This is a genomic window from Halogeometricum pallidum JCM 14848 (genome assembly GCF_000337095.1).
Lineage (GTDB): Archaea > Halobacteriota > Halobacteria > Halobacteriales > Haloferacaceae > Halogeometricum > Halogeometricum pallidum.
On the sequence record NZ_AOIV01000021.1, the window covers coordinates 191,168 to 213,006 of the forward strand.

Below are 21,839 nucleotides of genomic sequence, written 5' to 3' on the forward strand. Positions count from 1 at the left end.
CGACGCTCGGGTCGTTCGGTTCGAACGCTCGGCGTCACCGGTCTGCTTCGACGACGGTGAGTTTGACGCGATGGACGCCCTTCAGGGGCCGAAGCTTCGAGAGCAGCGTTTCGATTCGCTCGCCGGTGCCGTCGACGGCGATGGATTCCAGACAGAGGTGGTCGCTGAGGTGGACGTGGTGGACGGCGATGATGGTGTCCGAAAAGTCGTGTTGCAGGTCGGTCATCCGTTCTGTCACCCCGCTGTGGTCGTGTTCGTAGAGAACGACCACCGTTCCGCTGAGCGACCCGGACAGCCCGGTCTGTCGGTTGAACTCCGTGACGAACGCGCGGAGCGCATCTCTGGCGGCCTCGGAGCGACTGCCGTACTCGCCCGCCTCGACCACGCCGTCCAGTTCCGCGAGCAACTGCGGCGGGAGAGTGACGCTCATCCGGTCGTTGGCTCGGCTCATGACCCCGTGTTTCGGCAGGGAGCCTTTAACGATTGGCAGCGAGCGCCGCGGGCCGTCGGAGAGTATTACGATTTCGAGCAAAAGTATTATTTCTGCGCTGAGCGACGACAGCGGTACGAATGCACATTCCGGACGGATTTCTCGACCCGTGGGTAGCGGGACTGTTCTGGCTCGGTTCGGGCGCGGCCGTCGGGGTCGCAATCAAACGCGCGCGCGACGAACTCGGCGACGAGCGGACGCCGCTTCTGGGCGTGGTCGCCGCCGGCATCTTCGCCGCCCAGATGCTTAACTGGCCGATACCGGGGGGAACGAGCGCTCACTTCGTCGGCGGCGCGTTCGCCGGCATTCTCTTGGGTCCGTCGCTCGGCGTCCTCGCGATGACCGCCGTGGTCGCGATTCAGGCGCTCGTGTTCGGCGACGGTGGCATCATCGCACTCGGCGCGAACCTGTTCGCGATGGCCGTCGTCGACGTGCTCGTCGGCTACGCGCTGTTCCGCGCCTGTAGGAACGTCCACGAGTCGGGCGCCGCGTTCCTGGCCGGGTGGGGTGCGGTCACCCTCTCGGCGTTCGTCGTCGGCGTCGGCGTCGGAGCGTCGTCGGCGTTCGCGTACGAACTCGGAACGACGGTCACCATCATGGTCGTCGGTCACGCGCTGTTGGGGGTCGTGGAGGGCGCCATCACGGCCGCCGTCTACGGCTACGTCGCGGACGCCCGGCCGGACCTGGTGCTCGGCCGGCGCGACGACGAGCACGCCTCGGGGGTCGGATTGTGAGCGCGGTTTCGGAGAAGCCGTGGGTCCGGCGGGCGATGGTCGGCCTCCTCGTTCTCGTCGCCCTCGCGCCGGTGTTCGGGTGGGCGGCGGGCGCGGTCGGATACGTCGAACCGCTCGAACGCGCCGCCGAGGAGACGGGCGCCGCCGACGCGGCCAATCCGACCATCTCGGGCGTCCTCCCGGACTACTCGGTGCCCGGCCTCGGGTCGTCGCTCGGGACGCTCGCGTCCGCCGTCGTCGGGACGGCGCTCACGCTCGCAGTCGCCGTCGGCGCGGGCCGCCTCCTCGAACGGTGACCGGCGCGCTCGCCCGCACGGTCGAGTCCATCTCCGGCGCGCTCCGAGCCGTCTTCGCGGCCGAACAGGTCGCCGCCGAAGACGGATTTCTGCAGGGGCGCGACCCCCGCGTGACGCTCCTGTCGCTCGGCGGGTTCGCGCTGGCCGTGATGCTCGCGCGAACGCCCGCGGTGAGTCTCGGTCTCGGCGTCGTGACCGTCGCCCTCGCGCTCCTGTCTTCGGTCCCGCTCCGGGAATTGCTCGCGCGTTCGGCGGTCGTCCCGGCGGCGGCCGCGGTGGTCGTCCTCCCGCAGGCCGTCCTGCTGCCCGGCGACGCGCTCGCGAGCGTGCTCGGCGTCGCGGTCACCGACGCCGGCGTCGCCTACGTCGTCCGGTTCACGCTGCGCGTCTGGGTGGGCGTGGCGCTCCTCTCGCTTCTCACCGTGACGACGCCGTTCTCGGCGCTCGTCGCCGCGATGCGGGAGCTCCGAGTGCCGGTCGCGCTCGTGTGGGTCCTCGCGGTCACCTACCGGTATCTGTTCCTCTTTTTCGACGAACTGCAGCGGTTGGTGCTGGCGCGGGACAGTCGGACGACGGACTCCGCGGGCGCCCGGAGCGAGTGGCGCGACGCGAAGCGGTTGGCGGGGACGTTCCTGCTGCGGACGCTGGACCGCGGGGAGCGCGTCGGTCGCGGGATGCGGGCGCGGGGGGGCGCTCGACCGCCGTCGCCGTACGGTCGACCCCGCGCCGTCGACGGATACGACTACGCCCTGAGCGCGTGCGCCGTCGCCGCCGTCGTCGGAGCGGGGGTGGTTCGATGGCTCCCGTGATCGAAGCCCGCGGGCTGACGCACGAGTACCCCGACGGAACGACCGCGATTCGGGACGTCGACCTCACCGTCGACCGGGGAGAGCGCGTCGCCGTCGTCGGAGCGAACGGGTCGGGCAAGAGCACGCTCCAACTCGCGCTCGGCGGCCTCGTCGAACCGACCGCGGGGGCGGTGACGTACTTCGGGGAGACGAGCGACGCGGAGGCGGTCCGGGACCGACTCGGCGTGCTGCTTCAGGACCCCGACGACTACCTGTTCAACACGACCGTCCGCGAGGACATCGAGTACGGCCCCGCCCAACTCGGACAGCCCCGGGAGACGGCGCGGCGGCGCGTGGACGCGCTGGCGGCCGAACTCGGACTGGAGGACCTGCTCGACCGCCCGCCGTTCCGCCTCTCCGGCGGCGAGAAACAGCGGGCCGCGGTGGCGAGCGTGCTCGCGTTCGACCCCGAGGTGCTCCTCTTGGACGAACCGTTCGGCGCCGTGGACGCTCGGTACAGAGAACGTATCCGCGAGTCTGTGACCGACCGCGACGGGACCCTCCTGTGGTTCACCCCGTCGCTCGACGCCGTTCCCGAGGTGGCAGAGCGGGTCGTGCTCGTGAGTCGGAACGGGTCGATAGCCGCGGACGGGCCCGTCCGAGAGATACTCACCGACCGGACGCTACTGAGAGACCACGGTCTGCGTCCGCCCGCCACGGTCCGACTGTTCGAGGGACTCGTCGAGCGAGAGAAGCTCCCGCTGACCGTCGAGGCGGCGAGGCGGTATCTACGGCGTGACGAGTGAGCGCCGTCGTCCGCCCGGACTCGACACCACACTTATGTGACAAATCGTGTACGTGCGAGTATGAATCCCATAGGGTCGAACCCGGTGGGCGTCTCTCCCCGGACGCGCACCGAGTTCCAACGGACCGCCGCGCAACTGATCGAGCCGCTGTTCGACCACGTCAGTCCGGGCAACGCGCGGATTCGACCCACGGCGACGGGCGCTCACTTCCCCGACGCCGCGGCCGAACTGGAGGGGTTCTCGCGCCTGCTGTGGGGAGCGGTCCCGCTCGGCGTTCAGGCCGAGTTCGGGCGCTGGCCACAGATTCGAGAGGGCCTCGTCAACGGCACAGACCCGGAGCACGAGGAGTACTGGGGGGCCGCGGGGGACTACTCGCAGAAGCACGTCGAGATGGCGGCCATCGGCGTCGGGCTCGCGCTCGTTCCCGAGCACCTGTGGGAGCCGCTCTCGCACGCCGAGCGCGAGCGGCTGGTGACGTGGCTCGACCAGATAAACGACGCCGAACTGCACGACTGCAACTGGCTGTTCTTCCGGGTGATGGTGAATCGGGGCCTTCGGTCGGTCGGAGCGCCCCACGACGCCGAGCGCACCGAATCGTCGCTCGACCGACTCGAGTCGTTCCACCGCGGCGGCGGATGGTACACCGACGGGCCGTCGGGGGAGGGAGACGAGAGTCCCGTCGACTACTACCTCCCGTGGGCGATGCAGTTTTACGGTCTCCTCGACGCCGCGATGGCCGACGGCGACTCCGAACGAGCCGAGCGGTTCCGCGCCCGCGCGAGGGAGTTCGCGACGCAACACGTCCACTGGTTCGACGACGCGGGCCGCGCGATACCCTACGGTCGGAGCCTGACGTATCGGTTCGCACAGGCCGCGTTCTGGGGCGGACTCGCGTTCGCGGACGCGAAACCCGACTCGCTCTCTTGGGGCGTCGTCAGGGGGTTGTGGGCGCGCAACGTTCGCTGGTGGCTCGACCAGCCGATATTCACCGACGGCGGACTGCTGTCGGTGGGCTACCGCTACCCCACCCTGAAGGTGTCCGAGAGCTACAACTCGCCGAACTCCCCGTACTGGGCGCTCAAGGCGTTCTTTCCGCTCGCGCTCAACGCCGGCCACCCGTTCTGGCAGGCCGAAGAGGAGCCCCTCCCCGACCTGCCCGACGTCACCCCCCAACCCGAGGCCGGCAAACTGCTCTGTCGGAGCGAAGGGGGAGAGCACTTGTTCGCCCTGTCGCTCCCCCAGACGAGCGTTCACGGCCACGAGAAGTACACCAAGTTCGCCTACTCCGCGCGGTTCGGGTTCTCGGTCGCGAGCCGGCTGCCGGGCGCGGGTCGAGGGGGTCACGACAGCGCACTCGCACTCAGCCTCGACGGGTCGGGGTACGCCACTCCTCAAGAGGCCACGGCGACGGAGATGGACGGAACGACGCTCTCCTTCCGATGGGAGCCGTGGGAGTCGGTCCGGGTCCGAACGTGGCTCGCGCCCGCGCTTCCGTGGCACGTGCGAGTCCATCGAATCGAGACCGACCGGGCCGTCCGCGCCGAGGAGGGCGGGTTCGCTCTCGACAGAACCGGCGACGACGGGGACGCGGCCGTCCACCGCGCGCGAGACGGGGCCGCAGTCGCGCGGTACCCCAACGGCGTGAGCGGAATCGTCGACGGGTTCGGTGACCGCGCGCCCGCGGTGGTCGAGGCGGAACCCAACACCAACCTCTACCACCCGCGGACCGTGGTACCGACGCTTCGGTCGACGCACGACCCGGGCAGACACTGGCTCGGGTCCGCCGTCGCCGCCAGCCCCAGTCCGGAGGCCGCGTGGGACGCCGACCCGGGTATCTCGTTCGAGACGACCGATGACGGAACGGTCGTCGAAGCGTCCGGCGGCGAGACGCTTCTCCGGTGTCCGTCGGACGAACGGTGACGTCGCGGCCCTCTCGTTCGTAGGCGCTTAGACTCCGGCCACGTTCCGCCAGTTGTACCCGACCGACGCCAGTCGCTGGGCCTTTCGATAGTACGGGCGTTCGTACCGCCTTCGAGCGGCGTCGCCGTCGGCGGCGTTCGAATCACCCCACAATCGGACGCGCCCGTCCGCCGTGTACGCGAGTATCTGCTCGCCCGGGAAGTCGAACAGCTTCGACGGCGGGAAGCGAGCCACGCGCCCGTCGACGCGACCGAGTTCCTCGCCGCGGTGGTCGACGACAAGTCCCTCCCGGTCGAACATCTCGTACACGAGGTCGTGGGTGCCGTTCCCGTCGAGGTCGACCGGAAGCGTCGAGTACACCGGGTAATCGAGTTCTCGTTCCTCGCCGGTGAACGCGTCCCACGCGTACTCGTCCATCTCCTCGTAGGCGGCGTGTTTGTTCGCGCCGGCCATCGCCACTCGACCGTGTTCGCCGAGTCGCGCCGTCCACCCGGTGTGCATGTGTCCCTCTTCGAGCGCCGTCCACACCCGTTCGCCCGACGCGTCGTACGCGACGACCCGCGGCGGTTCCTCGACGTGCGATTCCCGGCAGGTGAACACCGTCCACTCTCCGGTCCGGTGGTCCAACGTCGGTTGCACGATGTCGGAGTGTCCCGACCAACTGTCCCGGTCCGCACACCACAGTTGCTCGCCCGCGTCGAGTTCGAGAAGTCGTTCGCCCCAGAGCACCTCGTCGACGCCGTCGCCGTCGATATCCAACACCGGACATTGGTGACTCCCCTGCGCGCCCGGGTCCTCGCGCGCGAACGTCGTCTCCCACCGTCGACTCAGGTCGGGGTTCCAGCCCTGGAGCTTCATCTCCCGGTACGTACCCTGTGCGGTGACCAGAACGGGATCCCCTCGAACGTGTCCGCCGAATATGAAGTTCCGATAGGCCATGCTCATCGGTTCGTAGGGGTAGTCCGGCCAGTCCCACGTGCCGGTCGTCTCGCCGGTCGCCGCGTCGATGCGCGCGAGTCGGTGGCCGTCGAGGGAGAACGGGTGGTCCGGGTCGACCGTGTCGACGTACCAGATCTCCTCGACGCCGTCGCCGTCGAGGTCGAACGGGAAGACGGGGCAGAACCACACCCCCGGAACGATTCCGTCACCGACGTCGTGCGTCCACGCGACCGTCTCGTCGGCCGTGACGAGCGTTAGTTTCAGCGTATCCGTCGGGAGGGTGAAGTGGTTCTGCCCCGGGTCGACACCGGGGTGAGCGCTGTGGACGCAGAGGAGTGCGTCGGGACCGTTACCGCCCGTCGCGACCGGTACCGCTCGCAGTTGTCGCATCGCGTCCGCCACCGATACCTCGTACAGTACGTCGAGCGAGATCTCGTCTGCCATGTTCTATCGTACCGGTGCTCGACGGGTCGTCATAGAGCTTCGTAGTAGCACTCCGACCGGCGCCGCGGCCGGGTGTGGGTGTGGTTTTTCCCGGCGCGAGACGAACGTCGACCGTCAGCCGTTCGAACGACAGATCCACCATGAAGGACTTTCCGACGACACCGACCGCCGCTGACGCGCCCGCCGAGACGTTCGAACGGGGTCACCTCTGGTTGCTCGAACTGATCGACGGTGCCGGGTTGCGTTTCCGACTCGACGACGACGGCGTCCTCCGCTTCGGCGACGAGACCCGCGTCTACGACGACTCCGACGACATGCCCGCGTCGTACCAACACGCCGTCCGGCACGTCCGCGAGAACCTCGACCGCAGTGCGCTTCGAGACGCCGTCGCCGACCCGAGAGACGTGGTCTTCTTCGGGCAGTCAACCCAGCGGCAGTCGCTGGAGTACGATTGGGAGCGCATCCCCTCGTTTCTCGGCGTCGACGTCTGGTCGGCATCGGCCGACGGGTTCCGACCGCCCGACACCGCCGAGAAGATATTCGAACGCCTCGGTCTTCGTCCCGTGAACGCCCTCGAACGGGAGCGAAACACGCGCGATTTCGACCCCGACTCGTATGCGGTTCCCCGGTCGGCGTGGTACGACGGGCCGGCGAAGGGCGTCCTGGTTCGGAACAAGCGCGGCGGACGCGCTAAACTGCGGCATCCCGAGTTCAGCGAACGAGACCCGGACCCTATCGACGTCTCGGCCGAAGCGTTCGCGCGGGAGTGCGCGACGCGGCGGCGGTTCGAGCGAGTCGCGGACCGAATCGAGGCGATGGGATGGACCGTGACGGTGGACGTGCTGTACGACCGGGTGCTCGAAGCCATCGTTCGCGAGCAACACCGACGGCTGGACCACCGCGAGAGCGACGTGGACATGGCGACGTTCCGGTCGGAAATCGCGTCGCTGACGCGGGCGTTCGTCGAATCGCCGGACGAGTAGCGGAGAGTCGACGAAGCGACCGTTATCGAGGAGATATCCGTCGCCGTCCCCCTTGTTATCTCCCTCTTATCGGGAGTGTCGCCGGACGACCCGATATCGAACGTAGCCGAGACCGGTACTGCGTCGATAACCGCGAATCGGCGTCGCGAAGCGGTCAGGACCGCGAACGGTAACCTCCTTAGTGGCCGGTTTCGGTTCCGTCAGCCGCGTCCTATCGAGATTCTCTCAGGAGGGGAAACGGTCTGTCAGCGGCCCATCCGCCGCTACACGCCCCGAGAACCCACCTAACAGACGTATAACTATCCTTCAAAAATGGCGAATATACTGAGTAAGAACCAATCCATGAGACGATTACAAGCGAACGACTCCGACGGGGACCCGGCGGGACTGACTGCCACGCGGCGAACGGTGCTGAAGGCCCTCGGGGTCAGTGCGGGACTGGCGGGATTCGGCGCGTCGACGGGGATGGCCGCGCAGAGCGACGAGTCGTGGTCGGTCGTCACCCTGCCCGACACGCAGTTCTACGCCCGGGACATGACGCGGTACCCCGCCGAGATGACGCAGTGGATCGCCGATAATCACACCGAAGAGAAGGAGAACATCGCCTTCGTGAGCCACGTCGGCGACGTGGTCGAGAACGCTGACACCATCGCAGAGTGGGAACACATGGACGATGCCATGTCGACGCTCGACGGCGTCGTTCCCTACTCAACCGTTCCCGGCAACCACGACTGGGAGGAGAACATGGAGCGGAGTTCGTCGATCGCGAACTACAAGGAGTACTTCGGCGCGTCGAGGTACGAGGCGCGGGAGTACTTCGGGGGCGCGGGACCCACGAACGGCGACCCGAACCGCGACGACCTCAACACCTACCAGTTGTTCTCCGCGGGCGGGTACGACTTCCTCCACCTCGCCTTGGAGTGGGAACCGCCGGGGAGCGTCGACGACCCGTCGACGCCCCTCGGGTGGGCCCAGCAGGTGCTCGACGAGCACCCCGACCGGGCGACCATCCTCACCACGCACTCGTACCTTCGAAACCCCCCGGCTCGACTCGACAGAGTCCAGGAGAAAGGGGACAAAGACGGAAACTCGGGTCAGACGGTCTGGGAGGAACTCGTCGCGCCGAACGCGCAGGTGTTCATGGTCCTCTGCGGCCACTGGTATAAAGAAGACGCCGAGGCCGACCAAATCTCGACGAACGAGTCCGGCGAGGAAGTGTACGAGATGCTGGCGAACTACCAGGCGCGAGAAGACGGCGGTCACGGGCTCCTCCGGCAGATCGAGTTCCAACCCGGCGAGGGCGGGAGCAGTGACGCGCCCGACCGCATTCAGATGCGCACGTACTCCCCAGTCACCGGAGTTGAAGACGACGAGGACAGCACGTTCGGCTTCGACCTCGACTTCGACGCCCGCTTCGGAAGCGAGTCCGCGGAGTCGCCGGAAACCGCGTTCCAGCAGGGAGCCGACGGCTACGGCGGCACGGTCGACACCACGCTCTACGAATCCGACCCGATGACGGCGTTCGGGAGCGACGAGACGATGGTCGTCGACAGCGACGAACCGCCGAACTCGGGGAGCGCCGCGCAGGCGCTCCTCCGATTCGACGACGTCGTCGGCGACGGCGACGGACAGATTCCCGCCGGTTCGACCGTCGACGCCGCCACGCTGGTTCTCGAGTGCGTGAACGACGGCGACGGAGCGACGGTGCATCAGATGCGAACCGGGTGGGACGACGGCGACACCTGGGACTCGGTCGGCGGCGGCATTCGAACCGACGGAACGGACGCGGCGTCCGACGCCGTGGCCGAGACCGGTCCCGTCGAAGTAGGGATGTTCGCCGTCGACGTCACGCAGAGCGTACAGGCGTGGGTCGACGGCGACCGGAACCTCGGGTGGGCGTTCGCCCCCACCGGGCCGGACGGCTGCGACCTCAAGACGGCGGAGAGCGACAACCCGCCCCGCCTCACCGTCCAGTACACCGCATCCGACGGGGGCGGAGGCGGCGACGACACCGTGACCGGCGACGTCGACGGCGACGGCGACGTCGACGAGGAGGACGTCGAAGCCATTCAGCGGTCGGTGGCGGGCGAGGACGTCGACATCGACGCCGACGCGGCGGACGTCGACGGCGACGGTGACGTGGATATCGGCGATGCGATCGGTGCGAGAAATATCAGCGAGGAAGGACAATGAGCGAGCGAATCAACGTGTTGGCCGTCTGCGCCCTGCTGATGGTGGTCGCCATCATCCCGGTCGGGGCCGCGACGGTGACGCAACCGACGACGACGGCAGCAACGATCAGTGTCGGCGAGGAAGCGACGGCGGCACCGAACGGAACGATAACCGCGGAACCGGGCGAGACCGTCACGGTGAGCGTGTGGGCGAACGCGTCGTCGGTGAGCGGGTATCAGACCAGACTCACTTTCGACCCCGCCGTCGTACGGGTCGAGGAGGTATCGGGGAGCGACGACTTCGCCGCCCCGGTCTCGAACGTGGACAACGAGAGCGGCACCGTCGCGTTCAACCAGATTCGCGCTTCGGACGGCGACGATCCCGTCCTGGCCGAAATCACGCTGACGGTGGTCGGCGAGGCCGGCGAAAGCGCCGTGCTCTCGTTCGAGGAGTCCGAGACGAAGTTCGCCACCGACGGCGGACAGACGTTCGTCCCGCAGACGATCAACGACGTGACCGTGAGCGTCGAGGAGGCGGAAACGGAGACGGAGACAGAGACGCCCGCACCCACGACCGAAGCACCGACGACTACCACCGAACAACCCACCACCACCACGGAAGAACCGACGACTACCACCGAACAACCCACCACCACCACGGAAGAACCGANACTACCACCGAACAACCCACCACCACCACGGAAGAACCGACGACTACCACCGAACAACCCACCACCACCACGGAAGAACCGACGACTACGACAACTGAAGAGCCCACTACCACCGAACAGCCCGAAACGACGACCGAGCAACCCACCACCACGACCGAGCAACCTACGACGGCACAGCCAACGACCGAACAACCCACTCCGACAGAGGAGCCCACCCCGACCGAATCGTCGCCGGACCAAGACGACGAAAACGACGCGAGCGGTAACGACGACGATGACGACGACAGCGGAAGCAGTAGTAGCAGCGGCGGTGGCTACTCTGCGCCCGCGGAGTCGTCGCTCGCCATCGAGTCGGTGCGGCTCAACGCGACGAACGGAAGCGTCGGCACGACGGTGACGGTTTCGGCCGTCGTCGAGAACACCGGCGACGCCGACGGTGAGATGGACGTTCGACTCGGCATCGACGGCAACGAGACGGGCGACGAACAGACCGTCGAAGTCGAGGCCGGAGAGACGCGCACGGTCAACTTCTCGGTTAGCTTCGACGCGCCGGGTACGTACGCCCTCGCGGTCAACGACGCTGCGGCCGGCACCGTGACCGTCACGGAGAACGCGTCGACCGAGACGGCGACCGAAGCGTCGACGGCCGACGCGACGACCACGCAGTCCGCGACGCCGACCACCGAGACGTCCGCGCCGACGACCCCGTCCGCGGAATCGACGGAACCGGCGACCACGACCGGCGGGAGCACCCCCGGTTTCGGCTTCCTCGTCACGCTCGTGGCGATGACCCTGTTGGTCGGCTGGCGGGCGCGCGGCCGCGACGAACGGTAGACTCGCGCCTCGTCTCTCTTTTTCGCGGTTCTTTTTCGACGCCCCGCGCCGCCGCCCGGTTCGAGCCTCTTTCGGGTCACCCGAACACCGAAGCGACTATACATCTTTAGGCGGGCCTAAAACCATGCGCGAAAAACTGACCGGGCGAGACGGCCCGACGAGGCGGCGGTACCTCCGCCTCGGCGGCGCAGTCGTCGGCGGGTCACTGTTGGCGGGATGTACGGGCGGAGACGGCGCGGGGCCGACCGCGGAGTCGACGACGGGCGCCGCGACGACGGCGTCGGGGGCGGAGACTGATTTGGAAGCGAGCGAGACCGAGGACGAGGACGAGACGACGTCGGCGGGCGAATCGTACTCGGTGTCGATGGCGCCGATGGGCGAGGTCGCGTTCGACGCCGTCCCCGAGACCATCTTCACTCGTCTGACCCACCTGGCCGGAATGGCGTTCGCGCTCGGCCGCGGAAACGACGTGAACGCAATGCACGCGCCGGACTACTACGGCGGGGTGTGGAACCAGTTCACGCCGCGACTCGACGGCGTCGAACTCGACTGGACAGGGCTGTACTCCTCGTGGACGCCGAGCAAGGAGAAACTGTACGAGCTGGACGCGGACGTCCACCTCGCGGACCCGGCGAGCGTCTTCGCGGAGGACAAGTGGGGGATGGACGACATCGAGGAGATAACCGAGAACGTCAGCCCGTGGTTCGGGAACGCCTACAGCGCTCGACACCAGAAGCCGCCGAAGGAGTGGGCCGACCGCTACGAGTACTACGGGCTCTGGGAGATGTTCGAGAAGGTGGCGCAGGTGTTCGACGCGAAGGCGCAGTACGACGCACTCGCGGAGGTACACGCGGGACTGCTCGACACTATCGAGTCCGACCTCCCGCCCGAAAACGAGCGGCCGTCGGTGGTGATGGCCATGCCGAACGACTTCGATCAGATATACGTGTACAAGGTGACGAACCCGGGCACCCTCACGGCGCACACGCGGCCACTCAAGCCCGTCGAGGCGTTCGGCGACGACGTCTCCTCGGGCGACACCGTCGACATCGAGGGCCTGTTGGAGGCCGACCCCGATGTCATCCTCGGCAACGGCGGAATGGCCCCCAGCACCGACATGGCGGCGGTGCGGCAGAGCCTCGAAGACGACCCGGTCGCGAGTCAGCTCTCGGCGGTGCAGAACGACCGCGTGTACGCGCAGGCCGCGCGCTATCAGGGGCCGATTCTCAACCTCTTCCAGTTGGAGATGACGGCCAAACAGTTGTACCCCGACCGATTCGGCGAGTGGCCGACGTACGCCGGGGGGCCCTATCCCGAACTCCCCGACGGCGAGCAGTTGTTCGACCGCCAGCGGGTCGCAGACGCCATCAACGGCGACCTCTGAGGCGCGATACGCGGGGGCGCGCGCACCTCGCAGTCGCCTGCCGCCTCGATCGCCCTCGAGTGAGCACCGGGTCACCGATTCGAATCGAGCGAGTGGAGGGCGGCGGTGATGCAGGCGAGCACGCCCGGGGGGGCGAGACACGCCGACGCCGCCGTCGTCTCGACCGGGAGGAGATTGGTGAGAAGATACTGGTACTGCCGGAGCGACCGGTAGGCGAGACCCAGACCGGCGAGGGCGCTCGCGAACCCGGAAGCGGCGAGACCGACCGGAAGGCGGGCGCGGTCGGTCGCCCGGACGGAACGTTCGACGAACTCGCGCTCGTCGGGCGCCGAACGCTGCTCGCCCGGAGTCACGTCCTAGTCGCCGACTTCCCGGACGCGGTAACCGCACTTTGCAGCGTGAGAGAGGACCCCGGCGCCGATATCGGACGCCTCGCGAACGGACTCGTCCGCCGCCAGCGACGCCAGCGCCCGGCGGTCGTAGATGTGGAGCCCGCTCCGAAACCCCGCGGCGAGCGGGTGGAGCCGAACGGCGCCGCGCCCCGCGAGCGCAGGGCGGGTCGCCGCCCACCGTCGAAGCGACCGGAGTGAAAAAACGTCGGACCGGGACGGCTCCTCGGACCGGCGTCCGACCGTGATCTCCGCGTCGGCCTGTCGGTGGTCTTCGAGGAGTCGGGGGAGATCGCCGATATCGTACCGACCGTCCGCCTCGACGACGGCGAGGGCATCGACGTCCCGTTCGGCGACCGTCCGGAACAGCGAGCGGAACGCCTCGCTGGATCGTCGGTCGCCTTCCGTCCGCCGTACCGTCGCCCCCGCCGCGGTTGCTCTGTTGCCCGTTCCGTCGGCGCTGTTCTCGTCGACGACGATGACCTCGTCGGCGAACAGTTGCGCGGTGGCGACGGCGTCGCCGATGCGGTCGGCCTCGTCACGGGCGAGGATGCCGACGGCGAGAGACGCCGAAGCGTCTCGTGCGTCGCTGTCGCCCTCGTAGCGCGCAGTGATCGATCGCTCCCCCGCCCGCCGGAAGTCTGCGAGCGACCGGTCGAAGTCGATTCGGCGGTCCGGGGATTCCTGAAAGACGACGCCCGGGAGCGACCGCGCCCGTGCGGCGGCCGCGAGGACGCGTCGGAGGTCCCCCTCGTCGTCCGCGCTCGGAAGCGAGACGCGCGTCGCACCGAACCGCTCGCAGAGACGGAGCGCCTCCCTATCGGCGTCGCCTCGGTCACCGACGAGGACGACGAAGCCGCGCGTCAGCGACCGGAGCACGGTACGAACGAGTGCGTCGCCGTTCGAGGCGGTGGCGACGACGCCGACGGCCGGTCGGTCATCGTCACCGTCAGCGTTGCCGGCGGCGACCGCTCGGGGGTCGGCATCGTCTTCGAGGGCCGCCGGCAGCGTCCGTATCAGGTCTACGTCCGGGGTCGAGTCGAACCGGTCGACGTCCGTCGCCGGCCCGTGAAACGAGACCGAGACTCGAGTCACCGGGTCGCGTCCGACCGCGGCGTACAGTTCGAGCCCTCGCTCCGAGAGTTCGTAGTAGTGGACGTCGCCGCGGAACCGAGAGACCCGCTCGTCCGCCGGTATTGCGTCGACCACCCGCACCGAAACCGGCGTCTCGCGCTCGACCGCGAGTTCGTACTCGACGACCACCTTCTCGCCCGTCCGCGAGACCGATTTCTGTACCGAAACCGAATCGCCGCCCGTCTCGGGTTCGCTGTCCCCATCGAACTGTATCACCGTCTGTCGCGTGAACTCTTGCATCGGATTTCACTCCCACCAATCGGGCTTCCCACGGCCCGTGAGTCTCCCTTTCAGCGCGGAACCGGGCACCCCACCCCGGCGTCGCGCCGTGTCTCCGCGGTTCTGTTTTTCGTCTATCAGTATAGTTTTGCTCTGCGTACTGTCTTGTGTTGGACGTTAACGTGGTATTCAGACGAACGGCCGGACGGATACCGCCACTTCCGACGTAACCGCGGGCGGAGGGCGTTCGAGGCCTCTCATCCCGTTCGGCGGTATCGAGAGAATACCGCGCCGTCGATCGGTCGTTCCGTGGACCAATCTCTAGTTAAGCGTGAACGAATGGCACGGTATAGCGGCGGAGCACGCGACCGCAGCACCCGAGATGTTCGATCACGGTTACACCCGTACTGACGTAACGAACGGCGTCGACGGAACGCCAGGAGTCACGTGAGCACCGCTAACGGTCGAAAGCTACACGGTGCTCGGCGCCGAACGCCGAGTCACGAGAACCGCCGGGGCCGAGAGTCGACTCGCGCGACCGCCCGACGGTGCGACGACACCCGCGACACCATGTACGAGGACATACTGATACCCTACGACGGAAGCGAAGAGGCAAAGATGGCGGCGAGACACGGTATCGAACTCGCGGCCGAACTCGGGTCGACGGTCCACGGTCTCTACGTCATCGACCTGCCCGGCGTCCCCCGAGCGCTGTCGCTGCGGGACGACGAAGATCAGCTTCGAACCGAGTACAAGCAGTACGGCGAGAGGGTACTCGACGACCTGTGCGGCATCGCCGCCGAACACGATGTCGACTGCGAGACGTCGATTCGGAGCGGGTCGGTCAGCGAACGCATCGTCGACTTCGCCGACGACGAGGGGATGGACGCCATCGTGATGGGGTCGGCCTATCGCGGGAAGATCGGAACGCTCCTCGGCGGAACGACGGACAGGGTGGTGCGGACCGCGACCGTCCCGGTCATCACCGAACGGATGAAGTCGAGCAAACTGTAGCCGGAGTTTTCGCCCGGGCACTCGGATTCAATCGTCGAGAAGGTAGGTTTCTCTGAAGTAGATGGTGAGGCTCGCGGCGAGAAAGCAGAGCGCCGCCGTCCGCAGGTCGCCGCTCGCCATCAGCGCCAACGCGACGGCGAACAGGAGGACGACGAGGGCGGCCGCAGCGGTCGGCAGCGGTTTCGGCATCGTCTCGAACTCGTCGCCAGCCTACTTGTAAACGGGGGACGCTTCGCAGAGGTGGCGAGAGAGTCTTGTCGCCAAAGGCAGGGACGCGGGAGACGGCGAGAACGGAGACCGGAGGCGGCGACCGGGTCTGACTCAGTCCGACCCTTCGGCGTCTCTGTCCCCCGTGACGTCGGTGACCACGTCCTGCCGCGAGGTCTTCACGTCGAACTCCTCGTCGTCGGTCATATCCTCGATGCGCTCGGCGAACTGCTCGGACTGGAGGAGTTCGTACTCGTTGTCCAACCCGAGATACACCGTATAGCACATCAACACCAGGATGACGGCGAAGGGGAAGCCCGTGGCGATGGCGGCCGTCTGCAAGGCGTTGAGGCCGCCGCCCCACAGTAACAGCGCCGCGACAGCCCCCTCGGTCGTCGCCCAGAAGATGCGCTGGGTCTTCGGCACGTCGTGCTTGCCGCCGGAGGTCAGGTGGTCGACGACGAGCGACCCCGAGTCCGAGGAGGTGACGAAGAACGTGATGACGAGCAGCGTCGCCAGCAGTCCCGAGACGGCGCCGAGCGGGAACTGATTCAGCATGCCGAACATCGCGAACGTCTGTCCCGACTCGTTGTATATCGCCATCGCGGCGCCGTTACCCCGCAGGGAGTTGAACAGCGCGCTTCCGCCGAACGCCGAGAGCCAGATGGTCGAGAACAGCGACGGCAGCACCATCACGCCGACGACGAACTCCCTGACCGTCCGGCCCTTCGAGATGCGCGCGATGAACATGCCGACGAACGGCGACCACGCGATCCACCACGCCCAGTAGAACACCGTCCATCCGGACACCGTCGCGTCGCCCGGACCCATCGTCCCCGTGAAGAACGACAGCGCGGGGAGGTTGCTGAAGTAGGTGCCGAGCCCCTGCATCCACGCGCTGAAGATGAACACTCTCGGCCCGACGACGATCATGAACAGGAGCAGGCCGAACATCAGATAGAGGTTCACCGTGCTCAGTTTCTTGACGCCGCCGTCGAGGCCGGCCGCGACGGACGCCGTCGCGACGGCGGTGATGCCGGCGATGAGGAGTATCTGCGGGATGATTCCCACCGGAACGTTCCAAATGCCGAGTACGTTCCCGAAGACGTACGAGAGGCCGCTGTTGACCTGCTTGACGCCGAGACCGAGCGACGTCGAGAGACCGAACAGCGTCGCGAACACGGTTACGAGGTCGATGGCGTGCCCGATGGGACCGTAGATGCGTTCGCCGAGGAGCGGCCAGAAGATAGAGCGGAACGTCAGCGGCAGGCCTCGGTTGAACGAGAAGAACGCGAGTCCGAGACCGACCAGTCCGTAGATGGCCCACGGGTGAATCCCCCAGTGGAAGAACGTCTGCGCCAGTGCGGCGGCCCCCGCGGCGCCGGAACCCGCCTCCGCGTCGAAGAAGCCCGGCACGTTGGTGAAGTAGTACAGTGGTTCGGAGACGCTGTAGAACATGAGCCCGATGCCCATGCCGGCGCTGAACAGCATCGCCATCCACGAGAAGTCGCTGAACTCCTTTTCGGCCTCGACGCCGCCGAGGCGAATCGTCCCGTACTTGCTGAACGCGAAGTACAGGAGCGTCACGATGAAGATGTTCACCGAGAGGAGGAAGAACCACCCGAAGTTCCCCTCGAAGAAGCCCCGGATGGCACCGTACGCCTCACCGGCCGTCATCAGGGTGCCGTCCGCGGTCACTAACCCGAAGAGAGACGCGAACTCCTGGAAGAACAGGGTCAGTACGACGAACATCGCGATGATGACCAGCGCGACGGGGAAGACGACGGGGTGAACGTCGAACCCCAACCCCTGTATGTTCGTATCACCAGGTTCGCGGTCCGATTCCGGGTGGAACAGTTCGACCTGCAGTCCGTCGGACATCTCGCCACTCGTATCGTCGTTACTCGCCATACGGTACCCTCTCCGTCCGGTGTCGTCCGTGTTCGCGTGCGTTCATGTTCTGATTTCCGGCGCTGCGAGGCGATTGTCGCTCGATAGTGGCTGTCGATAGACCGGCCGTCGAACCGGCGCGTCCGCGGTCCGTCCGCAACGACTCGGGAAGCGGCGTCGAAACGGCGACGAACGGAACGGGGGCGTTCCGACCCGGACCGGCCTGCGCGCTGTGCTCGTTGTTGCTACCCTGTGAATTCATGCATCCGTATCCAGCGTTATATGAGATTGGGCCACTCCGATCGGTCACGCGTGCAACTGGTTGAGCGACAGCCTCAGTTCGTGCTACTAGAGACCACGGTTCCGCAATCCACGGTACGTGATATCGTACTGAAAGATAAAGATAGGTGTTGACATATGTCGGTGTTTTTTAACGCGAACGTGCGCCTCCGAAGCGGTTGATCGTCCGATTTTCGGCGAAACCGCGCGGCGGTTCGCTGCGTCCACACCCGTCGGTATCGACTCGACGGTGGAAAGAGTGTCGGAGCGAGAGAACACGGTTGGGTTCGCGGCGGGAGACGAAACGAGGGGTCGATCTCAGGCGTTGGCGTGTCTGACCCCGTAGCCGCAGTCTCGAACCGACCGGATGAGCGGCCGGGCGTTGCTCGCCCCCATCGCCTCGTTGTCGATGCTGACCCGGGTCGGAGCAGTTGCTCTCGCTCCGTCAACGCGTGAACGAGCATCGGTTGGAGCACCGTCCCGTCGAGGGTACCGCCGCACAGAGCGGCATCACCGTCTCGTCTGTCGCGTCTAGTTCGTCGCCCACGAGCGCTGCGACGAATGCCGTGCCGAAGCAGATAGCCCGAATGGGGGGTGTGCACTCGGGGCGGAGTAGTCAGCAACACCTGTTCTCGGTTCGAAAATCGGCGGCAGCGACCGTTCGCCGCGGGGACCTCACTGGCCGCTAGACTTGCTGAGGTTCCGCATCTCGCCTTCGCACTCCGGACGCTGTCCGATACTGCTGTCCGCCTCGATGCGTTCGCCGCAGTCCGTGCACTCGTATATGTAGGGGGGACCAACTTCGAACGAGGCACTGTTCGACATAGGAGGTCCGTAGGCGTCACCACAACAAACCGTAGTACCCTAATTCCCGCCGCGTTGAACTCTCGTCGGCGGCGGAGAGGCTCGCTCGACCGAGTGATCCAACACGTTCGAGGGTCCAGGGACGAGTCAGCGGCTTGACGGAGAGTCCGACGCTAACGGACGGAACCGGGTGGTTACACCCTCCGTCGATCCGAAACCTACTCGAACCGATCTAATCGGAACATCTCTATCGGATGCTCCGTCTCGCCGTCGACCGCCAGGTCGGCGAGAATCTCGCCGATGACGCTCGCGAACTTGAATCCGTGGCCCGAGAAACCGGCGCCGACGGCCACCTGCGGATGGTCCGGGAGGGTATCGAGGATGAAGTGTTCGTCCGGCGAGTTCGTGAACATGCACGTCGACAGCCCCATCGTCGGCCCCGCCGCCTCGGGGAAGTATTTCTCCGTGAAATCTCTGAGCACCTCCTCGTCGGCGCGCGTCGGGTCGGTGTCGTAGTCGTCGGGGTCCACCTGCTCGTCGAGGTGGTGATACTTGCCGAGTTTGAATCCGGGCACGTCGTGGACGGGGAAGCCGTAGAAGCGCCCCTCGGGGACGCTGATGTTCCAGACCGGGTGGTTGTCGGAGCGGAAGTCCGACGGCGCCTCGGGTTGGAACCACGCCAGCGCCTGTCGCTCGGGGACGGCCAGTCCCTCCAGGGCGTCGGCCATCTTGTAGTTCCACGCGCCCGCCGCGAGAATCAACGCGTCCGCCTCGTAGGTGTCGCGGTCGGTCCAGACGCGGACGCCGCCGTCGGACGTCTCCGCCCAGTCGCGGACGGACTCGCGGGCGCGCACCTCCGCGCCGGCGGCCTGCGCCGCCTCGGCGTGCGCGATGATGGCCTGTTCGGGGACGAGAAAGCCCCCGTCCTCCTGGTAGACGGCGCGGTGGTCCTCTGGCAACTCGTAGCCGGGGAATCGCTCGTTCACCTCCGCACCCGTCAGCTCCTCGTAGGGGATATCGTACTCCTCGCAGGAGCGTTTCGACCCCTCGAACACCGTGTCGCCCGCCGCGCTGGCGTCGATGGAGCCCGTCCGGTGCAGGATGTCGCGGCCGGACGCCTCGTCTAACTCCTCCCACAGTTCGTAGGCGCGTTCGATGAGCGGGATGTAGGAGGGGTGCTCGTAGTAGGCCCGCCGGATGATGCGCGTGACGCCGTGCGAGGAACCCTGCGCGTGGGGGATGTCGAAGCGCTCGATTCCGACGACGTCCAGTCCGCGCTCGGCGAGGTGGGAGACGGCCGCACTGCCCATCCCGCCGACGCCGACGACGGCGACATCGTACCGCTCATCGCTCGTGCTCATTCTCTGCCGGGCGTTCACGCCGAGAGACAATCAGTGTTGACGTGCATCACGGACCCCGTTTATCCGTCGGGGCGCGCGGTCGATTCGGCCGACCGCGAGGGGACCAACGCGACGCCCGACGAAGCAAATATCCAGTGCGCGCGCGAGGGTCGAAACGTGGACGACACGAGCAAATCCGAGCGAACGGTCCTGTGCGGCATCCGCGCCGGTATCCTCGCCGCGTTCGTCGCGGGAATCCGCCGTCGGAACCCCGGCGCGGTCGTGAACGGCGTCGCCGCCTTCGCCCTCACGTACCTCCCGCGTCTCCTCGAACGGCGCTTCGACGTCGACCTGCGCGGGTGGCAACGAACGTATCTCTCCGTCGCGATGTTGGCTCACGCGGTCGGAATGCTCGGCCTCTACGACGACGACGACCGCTGGTGGTGGTGGGACCACCTCACGCACACTCTCTCCTCGACGGTCCTCGGCGGAATCGCCTACGTCGTCGCCGACCGCCGCGGCCGCGACCCGCGGCGGACGGTCGCGGTCGCCCTCATCGGCGGCGGCGTCGTCTGGGAGGTCCTGGAGTACGGCGTTCACGCCCTCACCGACCGCCTCGGAGTCGACCCGGTGCTCGTCCCCTACAGCGCCCGCGACACCGCTCTCGACCTCCTGTTCAACCTCGTCGGCGGGGCCGTCGTCGTCGCGTTCGGCGACCGACTCCTCGAGAACCTCCTCGGGGACGACTGAGTTTCCCTCCCTGACGGACCCGCTCGGACGAACGGAACGTTCTGCTCTCGGGAACGATCAGGCCGCGAGAGACACACTGATAAGTAGTCTCACGATGACAGCTACGGCATGAAGCCGCGCAGAACCGGGGATACGCTCCAAACGACCGACATTTCTCTTCGGGTCGTCGAACACGTTACCGAACTCGACGGCGCGACCCTCGCCGAACTGACCGCGGAGACGGGACTGGCGAAGAGCACCGTCCACAACCACCTGAAGACGCTCTCGCGGTACGGCTATCTGAACCGCGAGGGGGACACCTACCACGTCGGCGTGAAACTCTACCACCTCGGAAACTACGCGCGCAAACGGCACGAGGCGTACGAGGTGGCCAGAGCGGTCGTGCCGGAACTGGCCGACGAGACGCAACTAGAGGCGGATTTCACCGTCGAGGAGAACGGTCGCATCGTCTCACTGTACGACGTGTCCACGTTCTCGAACACCGCCTCCTCGCTCGTCGACAGTCGACTGTTCCACGTCCACAGCACCGCCTCGGGGAAGTCCATCCTCTCGGAGTACTCCGAGGTGCGGGTCCGGGAGATACTCGACCGATGGGGGCTTCCCGCGCAGACGGAACACACCATCACCGACGCCGACGAGTTCCTGCGGGAACTCGAAGCCGTCCGAGAGCGGGGGTACGCCACGAGTTTCGGGGAGGCCATCGAGGGGATGTGGACGATAGGAATCCCCGTCACGGGACCGGATGGAACGGTGTGCGGTTCGATCAACGTCTGCGCGCCGACGTACGCCCACGACGAGGCGAGAGAGCGCGCGGTGGTGGACGCCCTCGACGAGAAGGCCGCGGTCTTCGAGCGACGACTCGCCGAACAGGGGGAGTGAGGCGCGTCGTAAAGACGGACGAGTTACCGACCAGACCGAGCAGGTGGACCGAACCGAACGGACCGGAGCACCGGGCGGGACTACTACCCGTCCCGAACGACCGAGCGCGTTCGACCGCCTCCGTTGCGGGAGACCGACGCCGAATCGGTACACCACCGTGTCCGCTGTTTACACTGTGGAGAGCGACAGCTAGTCGATAGATTCGTCGCAGTCGCCTACCGGAGGAGTACGTCATACATTTTAGAAATTGTGAAAATTGTGCTTCGGCTTCCGGGAAAATTTTTAGAAATTTTTAGACGGTGGGCCGCGACGAAGTCTCACTCCGCTTCGACGACCGTTGCTCGGACCAGTTCGGATGTTCCCCGATGGATACGCCGCCGACGTCCGTCAGGGAGAAGTCTCGAATCGCGCCATGGCGGCGCGGTGGAGACACCGGGCGAGCGAAGGCCCACAGTTTATTCGCACTGTGTCCGT

The 21,839-nt window shown here is 66.8% G+C and carries 21 protein-coding genes; 13 read left to right on the plus strand and 8 right to left on the minus strand.

Annotated elements, in window-relative coordinates:
* Positions 1-34: 34 nt before the first annotated feature.
* Positions 35-451, minus strand: a complete 417-nt coding sequence (locus C474_RS08945; RefSeq protein WP_008386026.1) for a CopG family ribbon-helix-helix protein — start codon at positions 449-451, stop codon at positions 35-37.
* Positions 452-570: 119 nt separating this feature from the next.
* On the opposite strand from C474_RS08945, the gene C474_RS08950 reads away from it, so the two are divergent.
* The 5 genes from C474_RS08950 to C474_RS08970 are packed head-to-tail and all read left to right on the plus strand — an operon-like array spanning position 571 to position 5,034.
* Positions 571-1,224 (plus strand): energy-coupling factor ABC transporter permease, encoded by a 654-nt coding sequence (locus C474_RS08950; protein ID WP_008386028.1) that lies wholly within the window; start codon positions 571-573, stop codon positions 1,222-1,224.
* Between the two features lie 35 nt (positions 1,225-1,259).
* Positions 1,260-1,520, plus strand: coding sequence for a PDGLE domain-containing protein (locus C474_RS08955; protein ID WP_008386029.1), 261 nt, complete (start codon positions 1,260-1,262; stop codon positions 1,518-1,520).
* Positions 1,517-2,329 (plus strand): cobalt ECF transporter T component CbiQ, encoded by an 813-nt coding sequence (gene cbiQ, locus C474_RS08960; protein WP_008386031.1) that lies wholly within the window; start codon positions 1,517-1,519, stop codon positions 2,327-2,329. Before C474_RS08955 ends, cbiQ begins: the two co-directional genes overlap by 4 nt.
* The gene (locus C474_RS08965) at positions 2,317-3,114 is read left to right on the plus strand and encodes an energy-coupling factor ABC transporter ATP-binding protein (RefSeq protein WP_008386033.1); all 798 of its coding nucleotides are present in this window, start codon (positions 2,317-2,319) and stop codon (positions 3,112-3,114) included. The genes cbiQ and C474_RS08965 overlap by 13 nt, the downstream gene beginning before the upstream one ends.
* 60 nt (positions 3,115-3,174) lie before the next feature.
* Positions 3,175-5,034, plus strand: a complete 1,860-nt coding sequence (locus C474_RS08970) for a DUF2264 domain-containing protein (RefSeq protein WP_049916871.1) — start codon at positions 3,175-3,177, stop codon at positions 5,032-5,034.
* Between the two features lie 27 nt (positions 5,035-5,061).
* On the opposite strand, the gene C474_RS08975 is transcribed toward C474_RS08970, so the two are convergent.
* The gene (locus tag C474_RS08975) at positions 5,062-6,417 is read right to left on the minus strand and encodes a rhamnogalacturonan lyase family protein (RefSeq protein ID WP_008386037.1); all 1,356 of its coding nucleotides are present in this window, start codon (positions 6,415-6,417) and stop codon (positions 5,062-5,064) included.
* 140 nt (positions 6,418-6,557) lie between these two features.
* Between C474_RS08975 and C474_RS08980 the strand changes: the two genes are divergently transcribed.
* From C474_RS08980 to C474_RS09000, 5 genes are all read left to right on the plus strand, one after another.
* Positions 6,558-7,400, plus strand: a complete 843-nt coding sequence (locus C474_RS08980) for a hypothetical protein (protein ID WP_008386038.1) — start codon at positions 6,558-6,560, stop codon at positions 7,398-7,400.
* Between the two features lie 342 nt (positions 7,401-7,742).
* Positions 7,743-9,593 (plus strand): DNRLRE domain-containing protein, encoded by a 1,851-nt coding sequence (locus C474_RS08985; RefSeq protein WP_049916882.1) that lies wholly within the window; start codon positions 7,743-7,745, stop codon positions 9,591-9,593.
* 38 nt (positions 9,594-9,631) lie between these two features.
* On the plus strand, positions 9,632-10,639 hold the full coding sequence (locus C474_RS08990; RefSeq protein ID WP_449404850.1) for a cohesin domain-containing protein: 1,008 nt from the start codon (positions 9,632-9,634) through the stop codon (positions 10,637-10,639).
* The gene (locus C474_RS22335) at positions 10,597-11,076 is read left to right on the plus strand and encodes a CARDB domain-containing protein (protein WP_008386042.1); all 480 of its coding nucleotides are present in this window, start codon (positions 10,597-10,599) and stop codon (positions 11,074-11,076) included. The genes C474_RS08990 and C474_RS22335 overlap by 43 nt, the downstream gene beginning before the upstream one ends.
* Before the next feature lie 124 nt (positions 11,077-11,200).
* Positions 11,201-12,460: an ABC transporter substrate-binding protein gene (locus tag C474_RS09000; RefSeq protein ID WP_008386043.1), complete on the plus strand. Its 1,260-nt coding sequence runs from the start codon at positions 11,201-11,203 to the stop codon at positions 12,458-12,460.
* Positions 12,461-12,531: 71 nt separating this feature from the next.
* Here the strand turns inward: C474_RS09000 and C474_RS09005 are convergent, their stop codons facing one another.
* Together C474_RS09005 and C474_RS09010 are read right to left on the minus strand one after the other, a co-directional pair.
* Positions 12,532-12,813 carry a hypothetical protein gene (locus tag C474_RS09005; protein ID WP_008386044.1) on the minus strand — a complete coding sequence of 94 codons (282 nt, stop codon included), beginning with the start codon at positions 12,811-12,813 and terminating at the stop codon, positions 12,532-12,534.
* 3 nt (positions 12,814-12,816) lie between these two features.
* Complete coding sequence (locus tag C474_RS09010) at positions 12,817-14,223, minus strand: glycosyltransferase (protein ID WP_008386045.1); 1,407 nt, start codon at positions 14,221-14,223, stop codon at positions 12,817-12,819.
* Between the two features lie 549 nt (positions 14,224-14,772).
* Between C474_RS09010 and C474_RS09015 the strand changes: the two genes are divergently transcribed.
* Positions 14,773-15,216: a universal stress protein gene (locus C474_RS09015; protein WP_008386046.1), complete on the plus strand. Its 444-nt coding sequence runs from the start codon at positions 14,773-14,775 to the stop codon at positions 15,214-15,216.
* A 27-nt stretch (positions 15,217-15,243) separates the two neighbouring features.
* Here the strand turns inward: C474_RS09015 and C474_RS22585 are convergent, their stop codons facing one another.
* The 4 genes from C474_RS22585 to solA all read right to left on the minus strand — a co-directional run bounded on the left by C474_RS22585 (position 15,244) and on the right by solA (position 19,757).
* Positions 15,244-15,405: a hypothetical protein gene (locus tag C474_RS22585; protein ID WP_008386047.1), complete on the minus strand. Its 162-nt coding sequence runs from the start codon at positions 15,403-15,405 to the stop codon at positions 15,244-15,246.
* 132 nt (positions 15,406-15,537) lie between these two features.
* Positions 15,538-17,334 carry a BCCT family transporter gene (locus C474_RS09020; RefSeq protein ID WP_008386048.1) on the minus strand — a complete coding sequence of 599 codons (1,797 nt, stop codon included), beginning with the start codon at positions 17,332-17,334 and terminating at the stop codon, positions 15,538-15,540.
* A gap of 933 nt (positions 17,335-18,267) precedes the next feature.
* Complete coding sequence (locus C474_RS22040; protein WP_152421638.1) at positions 18,268-18,417, minus strand: rubrerythrin-like domain-containing protein; 150 nt, start codon at positions 18,415-18,417, stop codon at positions 18,268-18,270.
* A 197-nt stretch (positions 18,418-18,614) separates the two neighbouring features.
* Entirely contained in the window at positions 18,615-19,757 is a 1,143-nt protein-coding gene (gene solA, locus C474_RS09025; RefSeq protein WP_008386049.1) for an N-methyl-L-tryptophan oxidase, read from the minus strand.
* A 156-nt stretch (positions 19,758-19,913) separates the two neighbouring features.
* Here solA and C474_RS09030 point away from each other — a divergent pair, with 156 nt between their 5' ends.
* Together C474_RS09030 and C474_RS09035 are read left to right on the plus strand one after the other, a co-directional pair.
* On the plus strand, positions 19,914-20,486 hold the full coding sequence (locus tag C474_RS09030; protein WP_049916883.1) for a hypothetical protein: 573 nt from the start codon (positions 19,914-19,916) through the stop codon (positions 20,484-20,486).
* 108 nt (positions 20,487-20,594) lie between these two features.
* Positions 20,595-21,365: an IclR family transcriptional regulator gene (locus tag C474_RS09035; protein ID WP_008386051.1), complete on the plus strand. Its 771-nt coding sequence runs from the start codon at positions 20,595-20,597 to the stop codon at positions 21,363-21,365.
* Positions 21,366-21,839 lie beyond the last annotated feature (474 nt).